The following is a 21485-nucleotide window of genomic DNA, read 5'->3' as shown; positions in this document are numbered from 1 at the left end:
TTCCTGCCTGTCACCAGTCCATAAATTAAAGCAGAGTCAGGCCCAATCAAAAAGAGGCTTTTGATGTTTTTGCTCAATTGTTGGTATGTTGCCGCATGGTCGCATGAAGTGCAGGGAACGGACCTGCTGTCACGAAAGCTGCTGGGTGAGCAGGTCGTGCTCTTCCGGAAGGAAAGTGGCGGTGTGGCAGCCTTGGTCGATCGTTGTAGCCATCGTTTTGCGCCGCTATCGATGGGGCGCCGCGAGGGAGACTGCTTGCGGTGCATGTATCATGGCCTGGTTTTCGACGGGCAGGGCGAATGTGTGGAGGAGCCTGGCCGGAAGCGGCCAAGCTCGGGCATCGCGGTCAAGAGCTTCCCGGTCGTCGAGCGCTACAAGCAGATATGGATATGGATGGGCGATCCCGCTCTATCGGATCCGTCGCTGGTTCCGGACTGCCATTGGCAGGATGATCCGAACTGGCGGTCGATCCCCGCCTATATCCATTATAAGGCCGATTATCGGCTGATACTCGATAATCTGCTCGATTTCTCGCACCTCTCCTTCGTACACGAGAATACGCTGGGAGGCTCGGTTTCAATTGCGGAGACGAAACCCAAGATCGAGGTCACCGACAGCGCCGTTAAGATCACAAGGTGGTATAAGAGCGAGCCGGAATTGGCTCCTTATCTGCGCGGTGTCACCGATCTCGAAGGGCCGATCGATCGCTGGAACATCTATGAGCTGTTCGTGCCGGGTAACGTGTTCAATATGGACTCGGGTAGTGCTCCGGCCGGTACAGGTGCGCCCGAGGGCAATCGGGTGGCCGAGGCGCTGCAATTTCACGCGGTGCAGATCATCACTCCGGAGGATGAAAGGAACGCTCATTTCTTCTGGGCTTATGCCCATAACTTTAATCTCGAATCCAGCAACCTAACGGAGCGGCTCGCGGCTCGGATCCAGGAAGGGTTCGAGGAAGACCGCAATTTCATCGAAGCCCAGCAGAAGGTCGTCGATGAGAGTGGAGATGATCCTATGGCCTATATCTTCGTCGATGCGGGCTTGACGCATGGTCGTCGCCTCTTGGCGTCTTTGCTTGCCCGCGAGAAGAACATCAACGTCGACGCTTGAGGATCTCGCGCGCTTGGGGACGATGATGCCCCTGGTACGCCCAGCCTACCGATCTCAAACTCGAGCCGTTGTCCGCGCGTTTCCCGCGAGCGATCGTGACCACGGAATAACCCGCGCGACGAAGATGGGCACCCACGATGGAGCCAAGTGCGCCTGGCCCAAAAATAGCATAGTCCCACTGTGATGGGCCCTCGCTCAAGATCGCGCTCCTTGCAGCTGCGGGATAGTCTCAGTCCTGAGTGGGCGTCTCGGCCTCGAGGACGGCTTTCAAGCGCTTGAGGCTTTCTTGCATCAATTCGGGGTCGTCCACAGGATAACGCTGTACCGGATTCACGACCTCATCCTTGATAAAATGAAAAGTCCGGCTGAACAAAGTCCGTGTTTCGGAAAGGGATTTGGTCGAAAAAATCTGAACGAACCGGATTTTCTCCCCTGCCACTCCGTTCTCCCATGATTGTCCGGCGGCGATCCAGAGGAGACCCTCGACCAGAACGACTACAGTGTAGGCATAGGTTTTCCGCATTGAAGGTTCATTGGAAGAGGTGTTCCCGTATTTCGGCGGGACATATTCAAGCAAAACGTCGCCGATCCTTGAGGGTTTCTCGATCGGGCCTCCCCGGATGAGTTCCGCCTCATCGGCAACAGCAAGCCATTTGCTGATATTGCCCCATGTGGTGACCCAATCAAATACCGCATTCGCAGGTCGATCGATAATAACGTGATTTTCGACAAATCTTACGTTCATCGATTCAGGAAGAACGGATTTATAGAGCTTTTCGGGAATGTCGTTGCCCTTGATCATATAATCGTTGACCTTCATGCCGAAATTATGGGCATTGGTGATGTAGATACGTACGCGAATTTAATATTGTTCCTCCGATATGTTCCATACTCTCAAGAGTATCCCCCCTTGTAGAATCCGTATGGAAGCAATCGCGCGAACGCCGATATCGTAAGATAGTCGCAGCGGATGCCATCGCCAATGACAGCAAGACGGTCTCGTGGATATCCAGCAGAGAGTCGGGAAATGAGCGCATTTTTCTTGGCAGAGATGATTGTCAACGATCAAGCGGGATTGGAGAGATGCAGAAGAGAAGCAGCGGCGTTGCTAGCCAAATTCGGAAGTCGACCATTGGCTATTGATGAGGATCCTTCGGTGATCTAGGATAGCTGGTACCCGAAAAACCTGGTGACTATCGAATTTCCTGATCGTCTCTCCATCGAGCGGCCTTTTGCTAGCGAGGAGTATCAGCCTTGCGGGCGTTGAGAGATGCCAGTGCCATTACGCACTCGCTTGTCGTTCAGGGCCTATCTGGCGGGAAATTGGGATTTGCGGGAGGCAAGCTATTCTAAAGCTATATGGAATCATGTGGCGAAGGCCCGGGTTTAACATCGAAGAATTCAGCGAATATTGGCGCACTGTCCACAAGCAATACGCCATGCGCATGGCTGAGATTGGGTTGACGCTAGGTTATTTGCAAAACCATCTTATCGAAGGCGACATTGAGGGGCTTCCGCGGACATCGGACGGTTGTGCGGAAGTCTGGATGAGGTCCTTGGATAATCTTCGATCTTTCGCTTCGTCCCCAGAGTATCTTGAGGGCGCGGCTGTTGATGAAGAAAGATTCATGGCTATGCGGCCTCAAGTCCTGATCGGACGGGAGGTGGAGTTGGTTGCGGGCCCAAGCCGGATCGAAGCTCTGCATCTGACCAAGGTAATGTTGTGGGTAAAGCGTAGGCCAGGCGTTTCAAACGGCGATTTCGCAAAGTGGGTGGACCCGATGTGGGAAATGGCTGCAGGGGCCAGGAAGCCGCAGAAGTTGCTGCGGGTTACGGCTCTAGACAGCAGCGAGACGCGGTTCGGCGACCCACCCTATGATGGATTGGAAATTTCCTGGTGGCCGGATTTGGCGACGTTCGAAAATGCTTGGAAGGAGAGGCGTAGCGAGAATATGCCTCTCATAGATGCTTCCGCTACGACGGGATTAATCGTTCGCGAAGAGCCTGTCTTCTGGCCCGTCGGCATCGATCAGATCTAGGCGGCAGACCCGTGGACGCGTGGTCACGGCCGCATGAGCCGAATCGGATAATGACGAGGATATTGTCGGCAAGCTTGCCGTAGGTGCTCCGCACATTATCCGTGCGCGATCATGGCCACGGAATGCCCCGCGGCGAAGATGGAGAGGATCGCCCCAGGATCCACAATGGCATGATCCCAATGGGACGGCTCCGTCGTGCTCATGAACACACTCGCCGTGCGGCCGATGCGGTCTTAGTCGAAGAACAGCAGCGCCGGCGTCTCGATCAGCCGCTTGAGCGCCTGGACATAGCTGGCGGCATCCCAGCCATCGACGACCCGGTGATCGCAGCTGATCGAGAGGTTCATCAGCTTGGCGACGACGACCATGCCGTCCCGGAACACCGGCCGCTCGACCACCTTGTTTGGGCCGATGATCGCGACCTCGGGCCGGTTGATGACGGGCGTCGTCGCGATCCCGCCGAGCGGGCCCAGCGAGGTGATCGTCAGGGTCGAGCCCGACAGCTCCTCCGACTTCGCCTTGCCGGTGCGCGCGGCGTCCGCCAGGCGGACGATCTCGGTGGCGAGCTGCCAGATGTTGCGGCTCTCGGCGTTGCGGATCACCGGCACCATCAGGCCGGCGTCGGTCTGCGTCGCCATGCCGAGATGGACCGTGCCCGAACGGGTGACGATTCCCGCCTCGTCGTCATAGCGCGCGTTGATCATCGGGAAATCGGGCAGCGTCTTGCAGATCGCGAGGATCAGCAGCGGCAGCATGGTGATCTTGGGCTTGGCGCCGCGGGTGGCGTTGAGATCGGCGCGCAGCTCCTCCAGCTTGGTGACGTCGATCTCTTCGACATAAGTGAAGTGCGGGATGTGGCGCTTCGACGCGGCCATATTCTCGGCGATGCGGCGGCGCATGCCGATCACCTTGATCTGCTTGTCGGGGCGGGCGCCGCCCGCCGGGCGATAGCCGCCCCCGGCATTGTAGCTGAGGAAGGCGTCGAGATCGGCGTGACGGACCCGCCCTCCCTCAACGGTCTTCACCTGGGCGAGCTCCACGCCGAGATTCTTGGCGCGCTGCCGGACGGCGGGCGAGGCGAGAATACGAGCGGGGGGGTGGGGGAGAGGAAGGGGTTGCTGCGTCTCGGCGGGAGGGCATACCGACGCCTCCCTGCCTTCCTCTCCCCGCGCAGGCCCCTCCTGCGCATCCGGCTCACGCGCCGGAATGAATGCCGCCTGGCGGCTATCCTTTACGGTGAGCGCGGGTACCGGCGCGTCGGGCGCAGAACTCTCGACCGCGAACACGGCCAATATCGACCCGATCGCGACACTTTCGCCAACCTCTCCGGCGAGCTGAACGATCTTGCCGCCGACCGGAGCGGTCATCTCGACAGTCGCTTTGTCGGTCATCAGATCGGCGAGAGGCGCGTCTTCTTCGACGACGTCCCCGATCGCGACATGCCAGGCGACGATCTCGGCTTCGGCGATGCCTTCGCCGATATCCGGCAGTTTGAAATTGAAGCTTTCCATCGCGATCAGCCCCGCATCAGTTCGGTCAGTGCTGCCGCGAGCCTGGCTGGCCCCGGGAAATAGTCCCATTCGAACGCATGCGGATAAGGCGTGTCGTAGCCGGCTACTCGCGTAACGGGCGCCTCGAGCTCGTAAAAGCAGCGTTCCTGGACGAGCGCGGAGAGCTCGCCACCAAATCCGCCAAAGCGTGAGGCCTCGTGCAGGATCAGGCAGCGTCCGGTCTTGCGGACCGACGCGACGATGGTGTCGATGTCGAGCGGCACGATCGACCGCAGATCGATGAGTTCTGCGTCGATCCCGCTATCTTGGATGCCAGCCAGCGCCACATGCACCATCGTCCCGTAGGCGAGGACCGTTGCCGCCTCGCCCTGGCGAACGATAGCGGCGGTTCCGAGAGGAATGCTGTAATGGCCAGTCGGCACTTCGGCGGCACCATGGCCCGCCCATGACTTGACCGCCTGTTCATGCCGGCCGTCGAACGGGCCATTATAGAGCCGCTTGGGCTCGAGGAAGATTACCGGATCGTCACACTCGATCGAGGCGATCAGCAGACCCTTGGCATCATAGGGGTTCGAGGGAATCACCGTCTTCAGGCCCGTGATATGGGCAAAGATCGCCTCCGGGCTCTGGCTGTGCGTCTGTCCGCCGAAGATGCCGCCGCCATAGGGTGAGCGCACCGTGATCGGCGCCCAGAACTCGCCATTGGATCGATAGCGGAGTCGCGCGGCTTCAGACACGAGCTGGTCGAACGCTGGCAGGATATAGTCGGCGAACTGGATCTCCGGGACGGGCCGCAGGCCGTAGGCGCCCATTCCGATCGCGGTCGCGATGATGCCGCCTTCGCTGATCGGCGCATCGAAGCACCGCTGGAGACCATGGCGCTTTTGAAGCCCGTTGGTGACGCGGAACACGCCGCCGAAATAGCCGACATCCTCGCCGAAGATCAGTACGTCGGGGTCGCGTGTGAGCATGACGTCGAGTGCCGAATTGAGCGCATCGACCATAGTCATGGTCGATGTTGCAGTGACATCTTGCAGTTCGGTGGCGGGCGGTGCATCGCCGTCGATCATGATCACGGCGTGATGCCTGCTTCAAGGCGCTGCTCGATCAGGCGCCAGTCGGGCTCGGCGAAGACGCCCTCGAACATCTCGGCGATCGGAGGCTTGGATTTGCCCAACGTGCCGACGGACTCGGCTTCGCGCACGGCAACTTTCACCTCGTTGTCGACCTCGCCGAGCAGATGGACGTCACGCTCATCGTCCCAGATGCCTTCGTTGATCAGGTGGCGCTTCAACCGCGTGATAGGATCGCCCAATGGCCAGTGATTGGGTTCGTCGGCCGGACGATATTTGGTCGGATCGTCCGACGTCGAATGCCCCGAGGCCCGGTAGGTGAAGAACTCGATCAGCGTCGCGCCTTGATTGGTGCGCGCGCGCTCGGCCGCCCACTCGGTTGCGGCCCAGACCGCGAGGAAGTCGTTGCCATCGACCCTGAGGCCAGGGATGCCATAGGCGAGCGCCTTGGCGGCAAAGGTCGTCTCATTCGCGCCCGCGATCCCGGCGAAGCTCGATATCGCCCATTGGTTGTTCGTCACGCACAGGATGACGGGTGCGCGATAGACCGAAGCAAAGGTCAGCGCTTCGTGGAAGTCGCCTTCGGCGGTCGTGCCCTCGCCGATATAGGCGAGCGCGATCTTGTCGTCCTGCTTGTAGGCAGACGCCATCGCCCAGCCCACCGCATGGCCGAAGCGGCTGCCGACATTCCCCGACAGCGAATAGAAACCGTAATCCCGCGCCGAATAAAGGATCGGCAATTGCCGGCCTTTCAGTGGATCCTTGGCGTTGGAGAAGATCTGGTTGACGAGGTCGGTCAGCGGGTACCCGCGCGCCATCAGCCAGCTCAGCACCCGATAGGTCGGGAAGCACATATCGTCATACCCGAGCACCATCGAAGGTGCCGCGCCAAGCGCCTCTTCTCCGGTCGATTTCATGTAAAAGCTGGTCTTGCCTTGGCGGTGTGCGCGAAACAGCCGCTCATCGAACGCGCGGGTCAGCATCATCGCGCGCAATCCGCAAAGCAACTGCAGCGGCGTCGCCTCCGGCTTCCATGGTCCAACAGCTTGGCCCTCGTCGTCGAGCACGCGGATCAGCTGGTAGGGGAGAAGGCGGAGCTCGCTCTCGGGCGTGTCCGTCGCTGGCCTATCAACGCTGCCGGCCGACGGAATCACAAGGCCGCCGAAGTCGACGGCCTCACCGGGCCGCGCCAGGGGCTCGGGAATATATAGCTGCAATGTCGGCCTGTTTGTCATGCGCCCCCCGCCGACAGGAACTAGCAAGCGTGCCGTTAGAATGTCCTGACCTATTCGCGACCAAATTCACTACAAATTGAGAAGAAAATTCTAATCGAAATAGGGTATATAGATGGCCTAATCTCTTTGTAGGCGTTCGGTTATGGCAGTTCGTGGCCTCGACGAAACGGATCGCAAAATCCTGCGGACCCTTCAGGCACATCCGGAAATGTCGATTCTCAATGTCGGTGAGGCGGTTGGACTGTCCCAGACGCCCTGCTGGCGTCGCATGAAACGCCTGGACGACGAGGGAGTCATTCTTCGTCGTGCCGTCATTCTCGATCCGAAAAAACTTGGGTTAAGCGTGATGGCCTTCGCCAACCTCAAGCTCAACAGTCACAAGGAGGAGACGCTCGAGGCACTCGAGTCCGAAGTGCGTCAGCACCCTGAAATCCTCGATTGCTTCGCGATGAGCGGCGACAGCGATTATGTCCTGCGCGTCGTCGTGCCGAACATCGACGATTATGAGCATTTTCTCAAAAAGGTGGTTGTCCATCTCCCCGGTGTGGCGTCGGTCAATTCGAGCTTTGCGTTGAAGAGCGTGAAGGCGACGACCGACCTGCCGATCTGATAGCGTCCGCGCGCGTGAGCATGGAATATGCGGCTTGGATCAACCGCACCGATCGTGATTTCGCCGCCGGCTTTTTTGCCGACTTCCTGCGCGAGCTCGCCGCCGCCCACGACGAGAAGGCGTTACAGGTGCTCATGGCCAATGTCGCGCGCGACTTCGGCTGCCAATATTATGCGCTGATCAGCCACGAAGATCATCGTATCTACCGGCCCGGCCAGGTCGATGTCCGCGAATATCCCGCAGCCATCGCCGAGCGCATCATCGGGCAGGGCACCTATCGTCGCGATCCGGTCTTTCGGGGCTGCATGTTCGCCGACAGCGCCTTCATCTGGTCGAAGCTCAACACCCTCATCGCGATGGACCGCCGCGACCGCGCGACGCTCGAATTCGGTCTCAGCCATGGCCTCAATGAGGGCATCACGGTGCCATGCAACAAGCTCGGCTATTGTCTCGGCTCGGCAACCTTCGCGGGCAAAATCTCGGCCGAGCAGGCCGAGAAATTGATTGGTTTGGTGCAGATGATCGGGGTGTTCGCGTTCAAGCACGCTCGCGAGCTCGCGGGTGAGCCGATCGTCAAAGGAACGCGGCCGCGGCTCAATCCTCGACCCCGTGACTGCGTCGCGCTCGTTGCCCGCGGCCTGTCCAACAAACAGATCGCTCGCGCGCTGAATCTCGCGCCGCGCACGGTCGATGGTTATCTGCGCGACGGCTATCGGCTGTTCAACGCCGCCAATCGCGCGGAGCTTCTGGCCGCTGCGGTGCTCGCCGGTGAGATCGGCACCGACGAACTGAAATAGGGTCAATCCCGCGCATTTGCGCTGGGATATTTTCGCGACGCCAACGGTGGTTTTTTCAGGGCTCACCCAAGCCCCGGACGAGCCCCCATGATCCTCACCATCGAAAACCGTCCAACCTCGCCGCACCACCGGTCGATCGAGGGAATGTTCGCCGACCGCAAGACGCTCTTCGTCGACCTGTTCGGTTGGGATGTCCCTGTCATCGACGGGCGTTTCGAGATCGATCAGTTCGACGACGCGTACAGCGTCTATCTGATCGCGATCGACGAGCACGGCGAGCATCAAGCCTCGATGCGGCTGCTGCCGACCCAGCGGCCGCACATGCTGAGCACGCTGTGGCCGCATCTCTGCCCGCTCGGGGTGCCGGCCGGCTTCGGCATTTGGGAGAGCACGCGGCTCTGTCTGCCGCAGCGTCATGGCGCCGCGCGCCGCCGCGAGCTGCGCAATGCGCTGATCACCGGCATGATCGACTTCGCGCTTGCGCGCGAGATAATCCGCTACACCGGGCTTCTCCCCGAGGCTTTCCGCAAGGAAGTGCTGGCAATGGGCTGGCTCGCCGAGCCGCTTGGACCCGCAGTGTCTTTCCCCGGCGGGCCGGTCGGCGCCTTTTCGGTCCATATTGGACCAGACACCCCCGAGCGGATGCGCTGGAGCGGCGTCTACGTCGGCCCGCTGGAGATGGCGGCGTGAAGATGCCGGCCATCGATCGCCATGCCGCGCGCCTCGCGGCCGACGGTTATTGCGTGGTTCCGCGCGTGGTCGAGCCTGAAGTGATCGCGGACCTCGAAGCGGATCTCGCGCTAGCCTTCGCGGCGACGCCGATGGGGAAGGGCGTCTTTTACGGCGAACGGACCCGCCGTTTCGGATCGCTGCTCAAGCGCTCGCCGCTCGCTGCTCAGCTTGTCCAGCAATCGACGATTCTGGGCATCGTCGAGCAGATGCTGCTGCCCTGGTGCGACCGGATCGCGCTCAACCTCACCCAGGCGATCGAGATCCACCCCGGCGCGCCGGCGCAGCTGCCGCACCGCGATCAGGATATGTGGCCGGGACCGAAGGGCGGTTTCGAATATCTCGTCAACGTCATGTGGCCGCTGACGACCTTCACGGCGGACAATGGCGGTACGCGGCTGTGGCCTTTCAGCCACCTTGATCAGGACGTTCCGCTATTGCCCGAGGCGGAGGCGATCGTGCCGCCGGTGCTGCCGGGCGATGCGCTTCTCTTCCTAGGCTCGAGCCTGCACGGCGGCGGGGCAAATCTGTCCGGCAGGCCGCGGCGCGGTATCATCGTCAGCTATTGTCTCGGCTGGCTGAAGCCGTTCGAGCTGCAATGGCTGGTCTATCCACCGTCTATCGCGCGGACGTTTTCGCCGGAGCTTGCAGCCCTGGTTGGCTACGCGCAGCACCGGCCCAATCTCGGCAATGTCGAGGGCCAATGCCCGTCGATCCTGTTCGATGACGACGTGCCCGAACATATCGGTGCGGTCGACGCGCTGCGGCCCGATCAGGTTGCGGCGGCCGCCGCCTTCGCGGCGGAGTCTGACGATCAGCCATGACATACAGGGTCATTCCCAGCGGCCAGTGGCGCGATGCCGCTGCCTATGCCGCGATCGCGGGTGGCGGCCGCGCGGCGCTCGCCTGGGAAGTGTTGCGGCGGAACGTCGACTTTGTTGGCTTTGAACTGTCAGGAATTGCTGAGCGAACCATGTTGGACGAGGCGCCCGAGGTCGTCGCGGCCCGGTGGGGACTGATGTTTCGCAACTGATCCGGCGATCGACGGCGCTCGCTGCCAGCCGATCTGGACCGAGGCCGTCGATCCCGCGGTGCTCCGAACACGCCGTCGCCGATGCGATGCCGGCGCGCCGCTTACCTTCGACATGCGGCATTTCGATGCGACCGTCGCCGTCATGGGCGACTGCCAGCACGTTCGCCTGGACGGTACCGGCGATTCGATCCGTCTCGACATCATCGGCGGGTCCGCGCTCGACGGTCCGGTCCAGCTTTCTCCTGAGATCGTGCTCGAGCGGGATGTCGATGCGCAACTTTCGGCCGTCTGTCGGCTGCGCGCCATGCTCACTGGCGGGACCTTGCCAGCCCCGACCGATAAGCGACTTCCCCGGTTGATCCTGGCGCTCCGCGCGCTCGATGCGCGTGCCGAGAATGCGAGCACCCGCACCATCGCAGTGGAATTACTCGGCACCGATGATTGGCCGGGTGATGGCGACTGGATGAAATCTTGGGCGCGGCGTCTGATCGCGCTATCGGATCGATTACTTTGCGCCGGCCCGGCCGGTATCCTTCAGCGAGCCGTCTGACTATTCGGTGATCAGCTCGCAAGGTGTCACCTGCAGCGCGACGGCGAGGCGGCCGAGGATCGAGACGCTCGCGGAGACACTCGCCCGTTCGATCGATCCCACATAGCGCGAGCTGATCCCTGTCCGGTCGGCCAGTTCCTCCTGCGTAATGTCGCGCGCCAGCCGCAGCTTGCGCACGTTCTTGGCGAGGAGGTGCTTCAAATCCATCGACCAGCTTTTCAGCGGACCGGAACGATCCTTCTAGGAACTATCGTTCCTATTTGCTATGATCTTGCCCTGTAGTTCTACGAGGGATGGGCTGTGCAACCTCTTCGCGCCATAGCGCCTGTCGGCGAAATCGTTTCCGACTATGACCGGCGCAACCTGCTCATCTATGCCGAACTGATCGGCGCCGACGATGCGGGTACCGACTGGGTCGACGGTGCGAGCGCGATCCTCGGGCGCGATCCGACGGCCGATCCTGAAGGCACGAAGCGATGCTGGGAGACGCATCTCGTCCGCGCCCGCTGGATCATAGGCGAGGGGCTCGGTGCCGCGATCGAGGCTTTTTCGGAATCATCGATCACCACCGAGGTCTAGGTGGCTATCCTGCGTCCCGCGCGTTCCGCGCGGCCGCGCTCTACTCCTCGCTGCGCTCGGACCCGAGCCGCCTTCGGCGTCTCGGCCTGCGGTAACGATCGCATGACGCGGCGGCAGCATAGCTGCCGTTAGCGGTCGCCGCACCTGGCGGCGCGGCGGCGTTGTTGGAGCCTCCCGGTCGAGCGGTCGGTGGTCGGCGCTCCCTGCTAGGCCCGCCGCGGCCGTCGGCAACCCCTGCGCTTCGCTCCAGGGTGCTCCACTGCGTTGCGCCCTTCGGTGCCGCCGTCCGCTTGCGCGGGCCTTTCCGGTTCGCTTCGCCGCCCACCCCCCGCTCTTCCGCGGGAGGCTTGTTTTTTGGGCAGGGAAGGAGCCGACCGATGCGCAAAGCCACCCGCCGTTCCGCCGCTCTTGAGGCTGGAGGCCAGCCGCCCGCGCCGCGCGTGAACCTCTATGACGAGGTCACAGCCCGCATTGTCGCCGAGTTGGAGGCGGGGCGTCTGCCATGGGTTCAGCCTTGGGGGTCGGCAGCGGCGGCGGGGCTTGGGCCGGGCCTGCCGCGCAACGCGCTGACCACGCGCTCCTATTCGGGGGTCAATATCCTGATCCTGTGGGGTGCGGTCATCGCGCATGGCTTTCCCGATCAGGGCTGGCTGACCTTCAAGCAGGCGCTGGAGGCGGGCGGCTGCGTCCGCAAGGGCGAACGCGGCACCACCGTAGTTTATGCCGACCGGTTCACGCCCGAGGCCGAGAAGGCCAAGGCCCGCGAAACCGGCGCAGACGCCAAGGCGATCCCCTTCCTCAAGCGCTTCACCGTCTTCAACATCGCCCAATGCGAGGGGCTGCGCCCTGGCCTCGCCACCGATCCCGCGCCCTTGCCCGAGCGCGAGATCGTCCCCGTCGCCGAAGAGGTCATCGCCGCATCGGGTGTCGATTTCCGGATCGGCGGACCCAAGGCCTATTATGTGCCGTCGCTCGATTTCGTGCAGGTGCCGCCGCAGCCCGCTTTCTTCGAGCAGATCAACTATTACCGGACCAGTCTGCACGAACTGACCCACGCGACCGGCCACCCATCGCGGCTTGGGCGCAACCTCGCCAACGCCTTCGGTAGCAAGGATTACGCCCGCGAGGAACTGGTCGCCTTATCTGGACAGTCTGCACCGCATGCGACTTTGCAGTAAGAGCGGTGATGGACGCCAACGGTAGGCAGTCATCAGGCTGGCCGTAGCGCTGACCCAAGAGCTGGCGAAGGTCAGCCTGATGACTGCCGGTCCGCAAGGACGGTATCGCGAGGTCAGCACCCGGGTGGGGTCCGGGGGAGGGTTCGCGCGGGTGTCCAATATAGTCGTTTGCGAGCGGCGGGAGGCCGAGGGCCTCGACGCCCATATTCCGCTCATCCTGCGCGACGGCGTGCTATACGATCCCGATCTCGACCGCTTTTTCCTCGATCTGCCGCTCGACGGCGTCCGATCGCGCCATTCGCTGCGCGCCTACGCCTACGATGTGGCTGTCTGGCTCCGTTTTCTCGACGCTTCCGACAAGACGATCTGGGCTGCGACCCGCGACGATGTGACGGCGTATCACCGCGCGCGGCGGCGCGGAGAGGCCGATCACCGGATCACGGCGGCAAGCTGGAATAGGTCGGTCGCCTGCCTCGATCGTCTCTATCGCTGGGGCGAACAGTGCGGGCTGATCGCCGACGCTCCATTCAGCCGGCGCGCGGTATGGCGTCCCACGCAGGGAGGTCGGCGCGGCGTGATCGCCGCGCGCAACGATGCCTATGAACGCGCGGCGAGACGGTCGGACGTCCAGTTCGTCATGCTCGACCAATATCGCGTCTTTCGCGACGTCGGCCTGCAGGGTCTTCGCCCAGATGGCACCGCGCGGCCCGGCGCGCGGGACCGCAATGGGCTGCGCAACGCCCTCTTCGCCGACCTTCTCGTCACCACCGGCCTGCGCCTGGAGGAAGCTTCCGGGCTTGCCGCCGCCGAGCTGGCTGCCATCGGGCAAAGCGATGACCAGTCCCGTCAAGTCTGGCTACCGCTGCCGCCCCCGCTCACCAAGGGTGATCGCGGTCGCAGCGTGCTCATCCCGCGCCGCCTTCTCCAACAGATCATCGCCTATATGGCGGTAGAGCGCGCGTCGGCGGTCGCGAAGTTCGTCGCGCGCGGCGGCATCGACCGGGTCGCTCGACCGATCCCCGTGCCGCGCAGCGGCCTTGGCCGGATGCTCGAAATCTGCACGCCAGAGGAGCGCGGTCGCCTGATCCTGTGCGGCGAAGACGGAACGCCGCAGGAGCCGGTGGCCCTGTGGCTGACCGAGGTCGGGCAGTCGATGCGCCCGAACTCGTGGGAGGCGATTTTCGCGCGGGCCTGCCAGCGATGCGCCACCAGCGGATTCCCGCTGTGGATCAGTCCGCATCAGCTGCGGCACAGCTTCGCGGTCCATATGCTCGCGCTGCTAATCCAGCAGCGGCTGCGCGAAGCGGCGCTTCCGGCCGGCCCGATAGAAGGCTATCGGCTGATCCTCGGCGACCCGCTCCAGCAGGTGCAGCGCCTGCTCGGCCACGCCAGCCTCGCCACCACCTATATCTACCTCGACCATATCGCGACCCGCGCCGATACGGTCGATGCGGCGGTCGAGGAACTGCTGGCGCTGCTGCCGGGCACGCTCGGCGCGTGAGCACGCGTCCGCGCAAGGGCCGGTCGCTGATCTTCCCAGCGGCCGAGGTCGCACCTCCGGACCCCGATCCCGTCATCGGTCTCCGCTTCACCATCGATGCGCAGCACGGCGGTGTGGTCCTCATCGATATGACCACGCTGACACCCCGGCCACTCGCCATCGCCTTTGCCGGTGCGCTCCGCCGGTCGGCGGAACTCGGCGGGCCGATCGCGGCCGCCAGCGTCATCAAGCAGCATGTTCAAGGCTACCGGCGCTTCTTCGCGTGGCTCGCGGCTGCCGCACCCGCGGTTTCCCAACCGCGCGACCTGCGAGCCGCGCACATCGACGCCTTCGAGGCGGCCCTGGAAAGAGGAGGCATGGGGCCGATCCATCGCCACACGGTCCTTGCCAAGATCATCAATGCGTTGTGCGCAGTCGAGGCTGACCGACCCGATTCCGTAACCTGGGACCTGCATGACCGCCTGCGGTACACGGCATCCCGCTCGGCAGGCCGCTCGACGCCGCGCGATGCGTATAGCCCGTTCGTCGCGCGAGCGATCCGCGAAGCCGCGCGAGCCGATGTCGAGGCGATGTCCCGGCGGTTCAGCGCCGATGACCCAACCGACGCCAGCGATGCGGCGATTGCCGCCGCGCGCGGAGCGGTTGAAGCAGTCATTGCCGCTAAGGGCTTCATCGATGCGAACCAGCGCGAGGTCCGCCGCTTGTATTTCATGCGCGTTCGCCGGGCCTTGCCGTTCAGCACGCTGATCGACGACCTCCACGGCCGGCACCACCTGCTCGCACGTGATCTCCCTGCTCTGCTCGCCTTGCTCGTGCTCGATACGGGTCTCGAGCCCGAGTGCGTGAAGGCGCTCGACGTCCATTGCCTGCGCAACCCCGGCAGCGGCACCATCGAGCTTCGCTACCTCAAGCGCCGCGCGCGAGGTGCGGAGCATAAGACCATGCGGGTTCGCGATGGCGGCGTCGGCACGGCGGCCGGTCTGATCCGCCGCCTTATCGAGGTTACGACAACGGCCCGACAGCACATGCCGACCGACAATCTATGGGTATATCATTTTCGCGGCGGCCTTCGCGCGGGCATCGACCGTCCGGCCGAACAGCTGGCCGCATGGGTCGCGCGCCGCGGCATCATCGATGACGACGGCAAGCCGCTCAGGCTACTGCTCTCGCGGTTGCGCAAGACCCACAAGGCGCTTTGGTATGCCAAGACCGAGGGCCACATGACCCGGTTCGCGGTCGGCCATAGCCGCGAGATTGCGGCCCGCCATTATGCGGACCTGCCATCGCTGCGACCATTGCATGAAGCGACCGTCGCCGAAGCGTTTCGTGATGCCGTTGCGTCGGCGATGCCGACGATATTAGCGCCGGAGAAGGAAGCCGCGTTGCGGGCCGCACCCGAAGCGGCCGCGCCGCTGATGGAGGCCGATGCCGTCGCGCCGCTGCTCGACGGCGAGCAAGATATCTGGCTGGCCGCCTGCGCCGGATTCTACCGGAGCCCGTTCGCCGAGACGGGGTCGCCCTGTGCGCAGCCCTTCTGGGGCTGCCTCGACTGCTCGAACGCGGTCATTACCGCGCGCAAGCTGCCTGCTATCCTCGCCTTTCTGGCGTTCGTCGAGGGCCAGCGGCGCTGCCTTGCCGATCCCGATTGGACCGCGAAGTTCGGACATGTCCATGTCCGTATCGTCGGCCAGATCCTCCCTGCCTTCCCGGAAGCCGTGATTGCCGATGCGCGACGGCAGATGGGCGAGCAGCCGCTCTATCTTCCACCCGAGATGCGCGCATGATTGAAGCGACACGCGTCGCAGCGGTCGAACCCGCGTTCGACGACCGGCCGGTGTTGGCGACCGCGCCACTCAAGCCGGGATACGCCCGCGAACATCTTTCGCGTGTCGGCGATCCGAGCTGGGATCTCAGACCCGCTGTCTTTCGCGAGAATGCCCGGCGATGCCACATTACCGTCTATTTCGATGTGCTCGAACATGACGATGTTCGCGCCGCCATGCGGGCCTATCTCTACGCTCGACTCAATGTTGAACGTACTGGCTACCGGACGAAGCTGCCTCCGACCAGCGTTCGACAGGCCTTCAACCACGCGCGAAGGTTCCTCCTTTTCGTGCGCGAGCAGCGTGGCTTCCTCGACCTCCGCGCGGTCGATCAGTCGCTTGTCGACGCCTATGCCCGACATCTGAGGTCTGATCCTCGGCGGCGCCCCGTTGTCGTCGGCCATCTGCTTCAGGTGATCGTCGATCTATTTCACTACCGCGACCATTTCCCCGACGGCGGCTTGAGCTTCGAACCCTGGCAAGGTCGGTCCGCAGCGCGGGTCGCGGGCTATAAGCACGCCCGCGAGAACCGCACGCCACGTATCCCTGAGAACATCATCGAGCCGCTGCTGGGCTGGTCGCTGCGCTATGTCACCTATTTCGCGCACGACATATTCGCGGCCCGGGCCTCGCTCGACAGGCTCGAGGCGCGCCGCGCCCGGCTGCTCGCAGCCGAGCACGGATTGCCCGCGGCCGAGCGCCGCCTTCGGCAGCGCAGGCGCCTCGAGCGCTGTCTCGCGAACCGGGCCAGGCAAGGACGCGGCGTGCCGATCTGGTCGAAGCCTCCTAACGGCGCAGGCCGGACCGATCCCGCCACCGGCGCGGACATTCCGATGGTCAACGCGCAGCTGCTCCACCTCCACATGGGGATCGATGCGCTCGCCGAGCCCTATATGCACCTTCAGTTCCTGCACGGGGGCAGCGACCTGATCGCGGCGGCGATCGCGTCACACGGGATCGAGATAGGCGGGATGGATAGGCCAATTTCCTATGATCCCCAGCTTGGCCGTTCGTGGCGGCCGCGCTTCGACAGTAAGTCGCTGGCGGTGGAAGAGCGCATGTTGCAGGCGGCGGCCTATGTCGTCTGCGCCTACCTCACCGGCATGCGCGATTGCGAGGTTCAGGCCATGCGCCGCGGCTGTCTCAAAGCTGTTCAGGACGAAGAGGGTCGGATCCTCCGCCACCGGGTCCGCGCTACCGCCTACAAAGGCAAAGCCGTGCGCGGCGAGGGGGCCGAGTGGATCACCATCGAGCCCGTCGCCCAGGCCGTCGCCGTCCTTGAACGACTATCCACCCGAGCCGCCGAAGCGCGCGGCACCGACACGCTGTGGCCGGTCCTGTCGCTGAAGGCCGGTACGAAGACACATATCTCGAGCGAGGTCGTTCGCCAGCTCAACGCTTTCCGGGACCATCTCAACATGATGTTCGGTAGCACCGATGCGCCGGTGATTCCTGCCGGTCCCGATGGTTTGCCTTGGCGGATAACCACGACCCAGTTCCGCCGGACCATCGCTTGGCATATCGCCAACCGTCCGTTCGGCACCATCGCCGGCATGATCCAGTACAAGCACGCCTCGGTCGCCGCTTTCGAGGGCTATGCCGGCAGCAGCCCGTCGGGATTCCGCGCGGAGGTCGAGGCGCAGCGCAAGCTCGGCCAGCTCGACGACCTGCTCGATTATTTCGACCGCCGGCGCGGCGGCTCCAGTCTGTCAGGCCCCGCCGGTCCGCGCGTCGCCGGCGCCCTCGACGCCGCCGCTGCCGAGCTTGGCCCGCTCCCCGCGATGATAGCCGATCGCGGCCGCCTGCGCGTCATGCTCGCCAGTCTCGCGCGCACCCTTCATGTCGGTGTCCTCGCCGATTGCTTCTTCGACCCGGCGACGGCGCTTTGCCTCAAGCGCGTGACCGATACCGACGCGAAGCAGCCATTGACCGCGCTCTGCCAACCGACCCGCTGTCCCAACGCCTGCATCACCGCGCGCCACCGACCGGCCTGGCAACGCTCCGCGGATGACGCCCGGACGCTGTTGAAGGAGCGCCGCCTCTCGGATATCCAGCGCACCGCGCTGACCACCGAGCTCCACCGTCTTTCCAAGGTGATCGATGCCATCGACCCCGTAGCGGCGGGGACCGACCCCGGCTGAGGGCGGAAGCTCTGCGCCGGTCGGCGCGCTGGCGCAACGGCTTCGCCGTCCTCCGCTGTGCTGCGGCCCTGCGGGTGCGCAACCGCGCCTGTGCCCGGCGCCTATCGAGCTCCGCCGCCGGGGATGGTCCCCGCCGGACAAGCGGAGTTCAGATCATGTCATCCCCCGCACATATCGACGTCTACGCTCGGGTCACCGCCGCGATTATCGCCGCGATAGAGGCGGGCCCCGGCACTTGCCGAATGCCCTGGCACCACAGCGGTGCCGCCATCACCCGGCCAATGAATGTCTCGAGCGGCAAATCCTATCGGGGCATCAACACCGTGTCGCTTTGGGCCGCCGCCTATACCCAGGACTATGCCAGCGGCGTCTGGGGCACATACCGCCAGTGGCAGGCGCTCGGCGCGCAGGTCCGCAAGGGCCAGCAAGCGAGCATCGCCGTCCTCTGGAAAGAGATGCGCGGGCGCGATGAAGATGATGACGATAGCGATGACCGCAAGCGTCTGTTCGCGCGGGCCTTCAGCCTGTTCAACGCCGACCAGGTCGATGGCTACGCGCCCGAGGCCAGAACCGTCCTGCCCGAAGCCGAGCGGCTCGCTGGCGCCGAAGCCTTCATCGCCGCGCTCGGTATCGCGACAAGCTATGGCGCGAGCGGCGCCTATTACCATATCCCCGAAGACCGCATCTATATGCCGGACTTTGCGACCTTCCACGAGACCGCCGGCTTCTACGGAGTCCACATCCACGAATGCGCGCACGCAACTGGCGCCGCCCATCGTCTCGACCGCGATTTCAGCGCCAAGTTCAGCAAGGATGCGCTGGCCATGGAGGAGGCGACAGCTGAACTGACCGCGTCATTTTTACTCGCCGACCTCGGCATCGCGCATGAACCGCGCCCTGACCACGCCGCCTATATCGCGTCCTGGCTGCGCGTTCTGAAAGACGACAACCGCGCGATCTTCACCGCCGCCAGCAAAGCGCAGGCGGCCGCCGACTGGATGCACGCGCAGCAGCCCTGACCTGGCTGGGCATTGACTCGATGATATTACGGATATACCCGTAATATCATCGAGTCGCCAGGAGCTATTCCATGAAGCGCATGCATCTGCACGTCAGCGTGCCCGATCTCCACCAGTCGATCCAGTTCTACGAGACGTTGTTCGGCGCGGCACCCGTCGTCGTGAAGGACGACTATGCCAAGTGGATGCTCGACGACCCGAAGGTCAATTTCGCGATCTCCGAGCGGGCGCGGGCAACCGGCGTCGACCATATCGGCATCCAGGTCGACAGTGCCGACGAGCTCGGCCAGCTCGCCGACCGGTTGAAGGCCGCCGGTACCGCGACCTTCGACCAGGAGGCGACCACATGCTGCTACGCCCAGTCGGACAAGTGCTGGGTCCAAGACCCGGCCGGGGTCCGCTGGGAGACCTTCTACACCTTCGACGAGGCGACCAGCTACGGCGAGGAAGAAGTCCTGCCCGAGCCGGCGGCGACGGCTTGCTGCGGCCCTACTGCCGCACCCGCGCCCAAGCAGGCATGTTGCTGATGGACGCGGATACCGCAGTCTCGGCACTCTCGGCGCTGGCGCATCCCGGCCGGCTCGACGTCTTCCGCCTGCTCGTTCGCGCGGGTGCCGACGGCATGGCCGCGGGCGATATCGCGCGGGCGACCGGTCATAAGCCGCAGACCCTGTCCGGCAACCTGACCATCCTCGGCCATGCCGGCCTGCTAGCCTCACGCCGCGACGGCCGCTCCATCATCTACACCGCCGACTATGCCCACATGACCAGCCTGCTGGGCTTTCTGATGGAGGATTGCTGCGGCGGGGCGCCCGAGATCTGCGCGCCGCTCGTCGATGTCCTTACCAAATCCGCCTGCTGCCAACCCGGAGCCGTTCAATGACCGACCGCATCTTCAACGTGCTGTTTCTCTGCACGGGCAATTCCGCTCGTTCGATCCTCGCCGAGAGCGCGCTGAACAAGCTTGGCACAGGGCGTTTTCGCGGCTTCTCCGCTGGCAGCTTTCCCAAGGGCGCCATCAACCCGGATGCGCTCGGTCTGCTCGAGCGGATTGAATATCCGACCGAAGGCCTGCGCTCGAAGAGCTGGGAAGAGTTCTCGAAGCCGGGTGCGCCGGTCATGGATTTCATCTTCACCGTTTGCGACAGCGCGGCCGGCGAGACCTGTCCGATCTGGCCGGGTCATCCGATGACCGCCCATTGGGGCATCGAGGATCCGAGCCATGTCGTGGGCGATGATATCGAGCGCGAGCGCGCCTTCGTGACCGCGCTTCGCTATCTCGAGAACCGCATCAAGCTGTTTGTGGCGCTTCCGTTCGACAAGCTCGATGCGATGGCGGTGAAGGCGCACATCCACGAGATTGGTCAGGGCGAGGGCGCCAGCAGCCGGCGCGGCGACGCCGCGTGACCGCTGCTGCGGTCGCGCCGGCAAAACCTGCCATCAGCACCTTCGAACGCTATCTGACGCTGTGGGTCGCCGGCTGCATCGTCGTCGGCATCGCGCTCGGCTATGTGCTGCCCGGCCTGTTCGCTGCGATTGCGACGGCCGAGCTCGCGCGCGTCAACCTCGTGGTCGCCGGACTGGTCTGGCTGATGATCATTCCGATGCTGCTGAAGATTGATCTCGGCGCGCTCGGATCTGTCCGTCAGCATTGGAAAGGCGTCGGCGTCACGCTGTTCATCAACTGGGCGGTGAAGCCCTTCTCGATGGCGCTGCTCGGCACGTTCTTCCTGGGCTATCTGTTCCGTCCGCTACTCCCAGAGACCGAGATCAGTTCGTATATCGCCGGGCTCATCCTGCTCGCCGCAGCACCATGCACCGCGATGGTGTTCGTCTGGTCGAACCTCTGCGAGGGCGAGCCGAACTATACACTGAGCCAGGTCGCGCTGAACGATATCATCATGGTGTTCGCCTTCGCGCCTCTCGTCGCTCTACTGCTCGGCGTCGCGTCGGTTACGGTCCCGTGGGACACGCTGCTGCTGTCGGTGGTGCTCTATATCGTCATTCCGGTGATTGCGGCACAGCTCATACGGCGCGCGATATTGGCGTCGGGTGGCGAGGCGGCGCTGTCCCGGTTGCTGGCGGCGCTCGGGCCGGTATCGCTCGTAGCACTTCTCACGACCCTCGTGCTGTTGTTTGGATTCCAGGGCGAAGCGATTGTCGCCCATCCGCTAGTCATCGCGCTCATTGCGGTGCCGATCCTGATCCAGGTCTATTTCAACGCCGGATTGGCCTATTGGCTGAGCCGCCGGTTCGGGGTGGCCTGGTGCGTAGCGGCGCCGGCCGCACTTATCGGTGCGTCCAACTTTTTCGAGCTGGCCGTGGCTGCTGCGATTAGCCTGTTCGGCCTCGGCTCTGGTGCAGCGTTGGCGACCGTCGTTGGTGTCCTCGTCGAGGTGCCGGTGATGCTGTCCGTCGTGTCGATCGTGAAGCGCACGCGGCCGTGGTATGAGGCTCGTCTGAGCGCCTGAAGGCAAAAAGAAGGGCGCCCGGACCGAAGACCGAGCACCCTTCCTCTTACTTCACGATGTTAAGGGCAGCAGTCAGCGCCCTCGAC

The 21485-nt window shown here is 63.6% G+C and carries 25 protein-coding genes; 18 read left to right on the top strand and 7 right to left on the bottom strand.

Annotated elements, in window-relative coordinates; genetic code table 11:
- Nucleotides 1–63: 63 nt before the first annotated feature.
- Nucleotides 64–1110, top strand: coding sequence for an aromatic ring-hydroxylating dioxygenase subunit alpha (locus ASE22_RS05600; RefSeq protein WP_156397317.1), 1047 nt, complete (start codon nt 64–66; stop codon nt 1108–1110).
- Here the strand turns inward: ASE22_RS05600 and ASE22_RS27975 are convergent.
- Both ASE22_RS27975 and ASE22_RS05595 read right to left on the bottom strand, forming a co-directional pair.
- Nucleotides 1094–1309: a 2-dehydropantoate 2-reductase N-terminal domain-containing protein gene (locus ASE22_RS27975; protein WP_162248255.1), complete on the bottom strand. Its 216-nt coding sequence runs from the start codon at nt 1307–1309 to the stop codon at nt 1094–1096. The two genes, ASE22_RS05600 and ASE22_RS27975, sit on opposite strands and share 17 nt — an antisense overlap.
- Nucleotides 1310–1339: 30 nt before the next feature.
- Entirely contained in the window at nt 1340–1912 is a 573-nt protein-coding gene (locus ASE22_RS05595) for a hypothetical protein (RefSeq protein WP_156397318.1), read from the bottom strand.
- A gap of 565 nt (nt 1913–2477) precedes the next feature.
- On the opposite strand from ASE22_RS05595, the gene ASE22_RS05590 reads away from it, so the two are divergent.
- Nucleotides 2478–3149 carry an EthD domain-containing protein gene (locus ASE22_RS05590; protein ID WP_056355950.1) on the top strand — a complete coding sequence of 224 codons (672 nt, stop codon included), beginning with the start codon at nt 2478–2480 and terminating at the stop codon, nt 3147–3149.
- Nucleotides 3150–3382: 233 nt separating this feature from the next.
- On the opposite strand, the gene ASE22_RS05585 is transcribed toward ASE22_RS05590, so the two are convergent.
- From ASE22_RS05585 to ASE22_RS05575, 3 genes are all read right to left on the bottom strand, one after another.
- The gene (locus ASE22_RS05585; RefSeq protein WP_056355948.1) at nt 3383–4660 is read right to left on the bottom strand and encodes a dihydrolipoamide acetyltransferase family protein; all 1278 of its coding nucleotides are present in this window, start codon (nt 4658–4660) and stop codon (nt 3383–3385) included.
- 5 nt (nt 4661–4665) lie between these two features.
- The gene (locus tag ASE22_RS05580; RefSeq protein ID WP_156397382.1) at nt 4666–5670 is read right to left on the bottom strand and encodes an alpha-ketoacid dehydrogenase subunit beta; all 1005 of its coding nucleotides are present in this window, start codon (nt 5668–5670) and stop codon (nt 4666–4668) included.
- 62 nt (nt 5671–5732) lie between these two features.
- Nucleotides 5733–6968 carry a thiamine pyrophosphate-dependent enzyme gene (locus ASE22_RS05575; protein ID WP_056355944.1) on the bottom strand — a complete coding sequence of 412 codons (1236 nt, stop codon included), beginning with the start codon at nt 6966–6968 and terminating at the stop codon, nt 5733–5735.
- Between the two features lie 142 nt (nt 6969–7110).
- On the opposite strand from ASE22_RS05575, the gene ASE22_RS05570 reads away from it, so the two are divergent.
- The 6 genes from ASE22_RS05570 to ASE22_RS05545 all read left to right on the top strand — a co-directional run bounded on the left by ASE22_RS05570 (nt 7111) and on the right by ASE22_RS05545 (nt 10687).
- Nucleotides 7111–7578 carry an Lrp/AsnC family transcriptional regulator gene (locus ASE22_RS05570; protein ID WP_056355942.1) on the top strand — a complete coding sequence of 156 codons (468 nt, stop codon included), beginning with the start codon at nt 7111–7113 and terminating at the stop codon, nt 7576–7578.
- 20 nt (nt 7579–7598) lie between these two features.
- Nucleotides 7599–8375, top strand: a complete 777-nt coding sequence (locus tag ASE22_RS05565) for a helix-turn-helix transcriptional regulator (RefSeq protein WP_082545657.1) — start codon at nt 7599–7601, stop codon at nt 8373–8375.
- An 87-nt stretch (nt 8376–8462) separates the two neighbouring features.
- Nucleotides 8463–9065 carry an acyl-homoserine-lactone synthase gene (locus tag ASE22_RS05560; RefSeq protein ID WP_056355941.1) on the top strand — a complete coding sequence of 201 codons (603 nt, stop codon included), beginning with the start codon at nt 8463–8465 and terminating at the stop codon, nt 9063–9065.
- 2 nt (nt 9066–9067) lie between these two features.
- Nucleotides 9068–9928 (top strand): phytanoyl-CoA dioxygenase family protein, encoded by an 861-nt coding sequence (locus ASE22_RS05555; RefSeq protein WP_056355939.1) that lies wholly within the window; start codon nt 9068–9070, stop codon nt 9926–9928.
- Nucleotides 9925–10137, top strand: a complete 213-nt coding sequence (locus tag ASE22_RS05550) for a transcriptional regulator domain-containing protein (RefSeq protein ID WP_056355936.1) — start codon at nt 9925–9927, stop codon at nt 10135–10137. Before ASE22_RS05555 ends, ASE22_RS05550 begins: the two co-directional genes overlap by 4 nt.
- Before the next feature lie 112 nt (nt 10138–10249).
- Nucleotides 10250–10687 carry a DNA -binding domain-containing protein gene (locus tag ASE22_RS05545; RefSeq protein WP_056355934.1) on the top strand — a complete coding sequence of 146 codons (438 nt, stop codon included), beginning with the start codon at nt 10250–10252 and terminating at the stop codon, nt 10685–10687.
- Here ASE22_RS05545 and ASE22_RS05540 read toward each other — a convergent pair whose 3' ends face one another.
- On the bottom strand, nt 10688–10894 hold the full coding sequence (locus tag ASE22_RS05540) for a helix-turn-helix domain-containing protein (RefSeq protein ID WP_056355932.1): 207 nt from the start codon (nt 10892–10894) through the stop codon (nt 10688–10690).
- Nucleotides 10895–10987: 93 nt separating this feature from the next.
- Between ASE22_RS05540 and ASE22_RS05535 the strand changes: the two genes are divergently transcribed.
- The 4 genes from ASE22_RS05535 to ASE22_RS05520 all read left to right on the top strand — a co-directional run bounded on the left by ASE22_RS05535 (nt 10988) and on the right by ASE22_RS05520 (nt 15729).
- The gene (locus ASE22_RS05535) at nt 10988–11266 is read left to right on the top strand and encodes a hypothetical protein (protein WP_056355930.1); all 279 of its coding nucleotides are present in this window, start codon (nt 10988–10990) and stop codon (nt 11264–11266) included.
- Nucleotides 11267–11643: 377 nt separating this feature from the next.
- Nucleotides 11644–12444, top strand: coding sequence for an ArdC family protein (locus ASE22_RS05530; protein WP_056355928.1), 801 nt, complete (start codon nt 11644–11646; stop codon nt 12442–12444).
- Between the two features lie 151 nt (nt 12445–12595).
- On the top strand, nt 12596–13945 hold the full coding sequence (locus ASE22_RS05525; protein ID WP_056355927.1) for a tyrosine-type recombinase/integrase: 1350 nt from the start codon (nt 12596–12598) through the stop codon (nt 13943–13945).
- The gene (locus ASE22_RS05520; protein ID WP_056355925.1) at nt 13942–15729 is read left to right on the top strand and encodes a hypothetical protein; all 1788 of its coding nucleotides are present in this window, start codon (nt 13942–13944) and stop codon (nt 15727–15729) included. The genes ASE22_RS05525 and ASE22_RS05520 overlap by 4 nt, the downstream gene beginning before the upstream one ends.
- Here the strand turns inward: ASE22_RS05520 and ASE22_RS27970 are convergent.
- Nucleotides 15702–16172: a hypothetical protein gene (locus tag ASE22_RS27970; RefSeq protein WP_414886675.1), complete on the bottom strand. Its 471-nt coding sequence runs from the start codon at nt 16170–16172 to the stop codon at nt 15702–15704. The genes ASE22_RS05520 and ASE22_RS27970 overlap by 28 nt on opposite strands.
- 9 nt (nt 16173–16181) lie before the next feature.
- Between ASE22_RS27970 and ASE22_RS05515 the strand changes: the two genes are divergently transcribed.
- From ASE22_RS05515 to arsB, 6 genes are all read left to right on the top strand, one after another.
- Nucleotides 16182–17909: an integrase gene (locus ASE22_RS05515; protein ID WP_414886676.1), complete on the top strand. Its 1728-nt coding sequence runs from the start codon at nt 16182–16184 to the stop codon at nt 17907–17909.
- Between the two features lie 155 nt (nt 17910–18064).
- The gene (locus tag ASE22_RS05510) at nt 18065–18928 is read left to right on the top strand and encodes an ArdC family protein (RefSeq protein ID WP_056355921.1); all 864 of its coding nucleotides are present in this window, start codon (nt 18065–18067) and stop codon (nt 18926–18928) included.
- Between the two features lie 71 nt (nt 18929–18999).
- Complete coding sequence (locus ASE22_RS05505; protein ID WP_056355918.1) at nt 19000–19455, top strand: ArsI/CadI family heavy metal resistance metalloenzyme; 456 nt, start codon at nt 19000–19002, stop codon at nt 19453–19455.
- Nucleotides 19455–19811, top strand: coding sequence for an ArsR/SmtB family transcription factor (locus ASE22_RS05500; RefSeq protein ID WP_056355917.1), 357 nt, complete (start codon nt 19455–19457; stop codon nt 19809–19811). Before ASE22_RS05505 ends, ASE22_RS05500 begins: the two co-directional genes overlap by 1 nt.
- The gene (locus ASE22_RS05495; protein WP_056355914.1) at nt 19808–20335 is read left to right on the top strand and encodes an arsenate reductase ArsC; all 528 of its coding nucleotides are present in this window, start codon (nt 19808–19810) and stop codon (nt 20333–20335) included. Before ASE22_RS05500 ends, ASE22_RS05495 begins: the two co-directional genes overlap by 4 nt.
- Nucleotides 20332–21399, top strand: a complete 1068-nt coding sequence (gene arsB, locus ASE22_RS05490; RefSeq protein WP_056355912.1) for an ACR3 family arsenite efflux transporter — start codon at nt 20332–20334, stop codon at nt 21397–21399. Before ASE22_RS05495 ends, arsB begins: the two co-directional genes overlap by 4 nt.
- Nucleotides 21400–21485: the final 86 nt, after the last annotated feature.

Origin of the sequence: Sphingomonas sp. Root720 (genome assembly GCF_001428605.1) — a bacterium.
Lineage (GTDB): Bacteria > Pseudomonadota > Alphaproteobacteria > Sphingomonadales > Sphingomonadaceae > Rhizorhabdus.
Note: the sequence above shows the minus strand (reverse complement) of the source record. Positions and strands in the feature narration are given on the sequence as shown.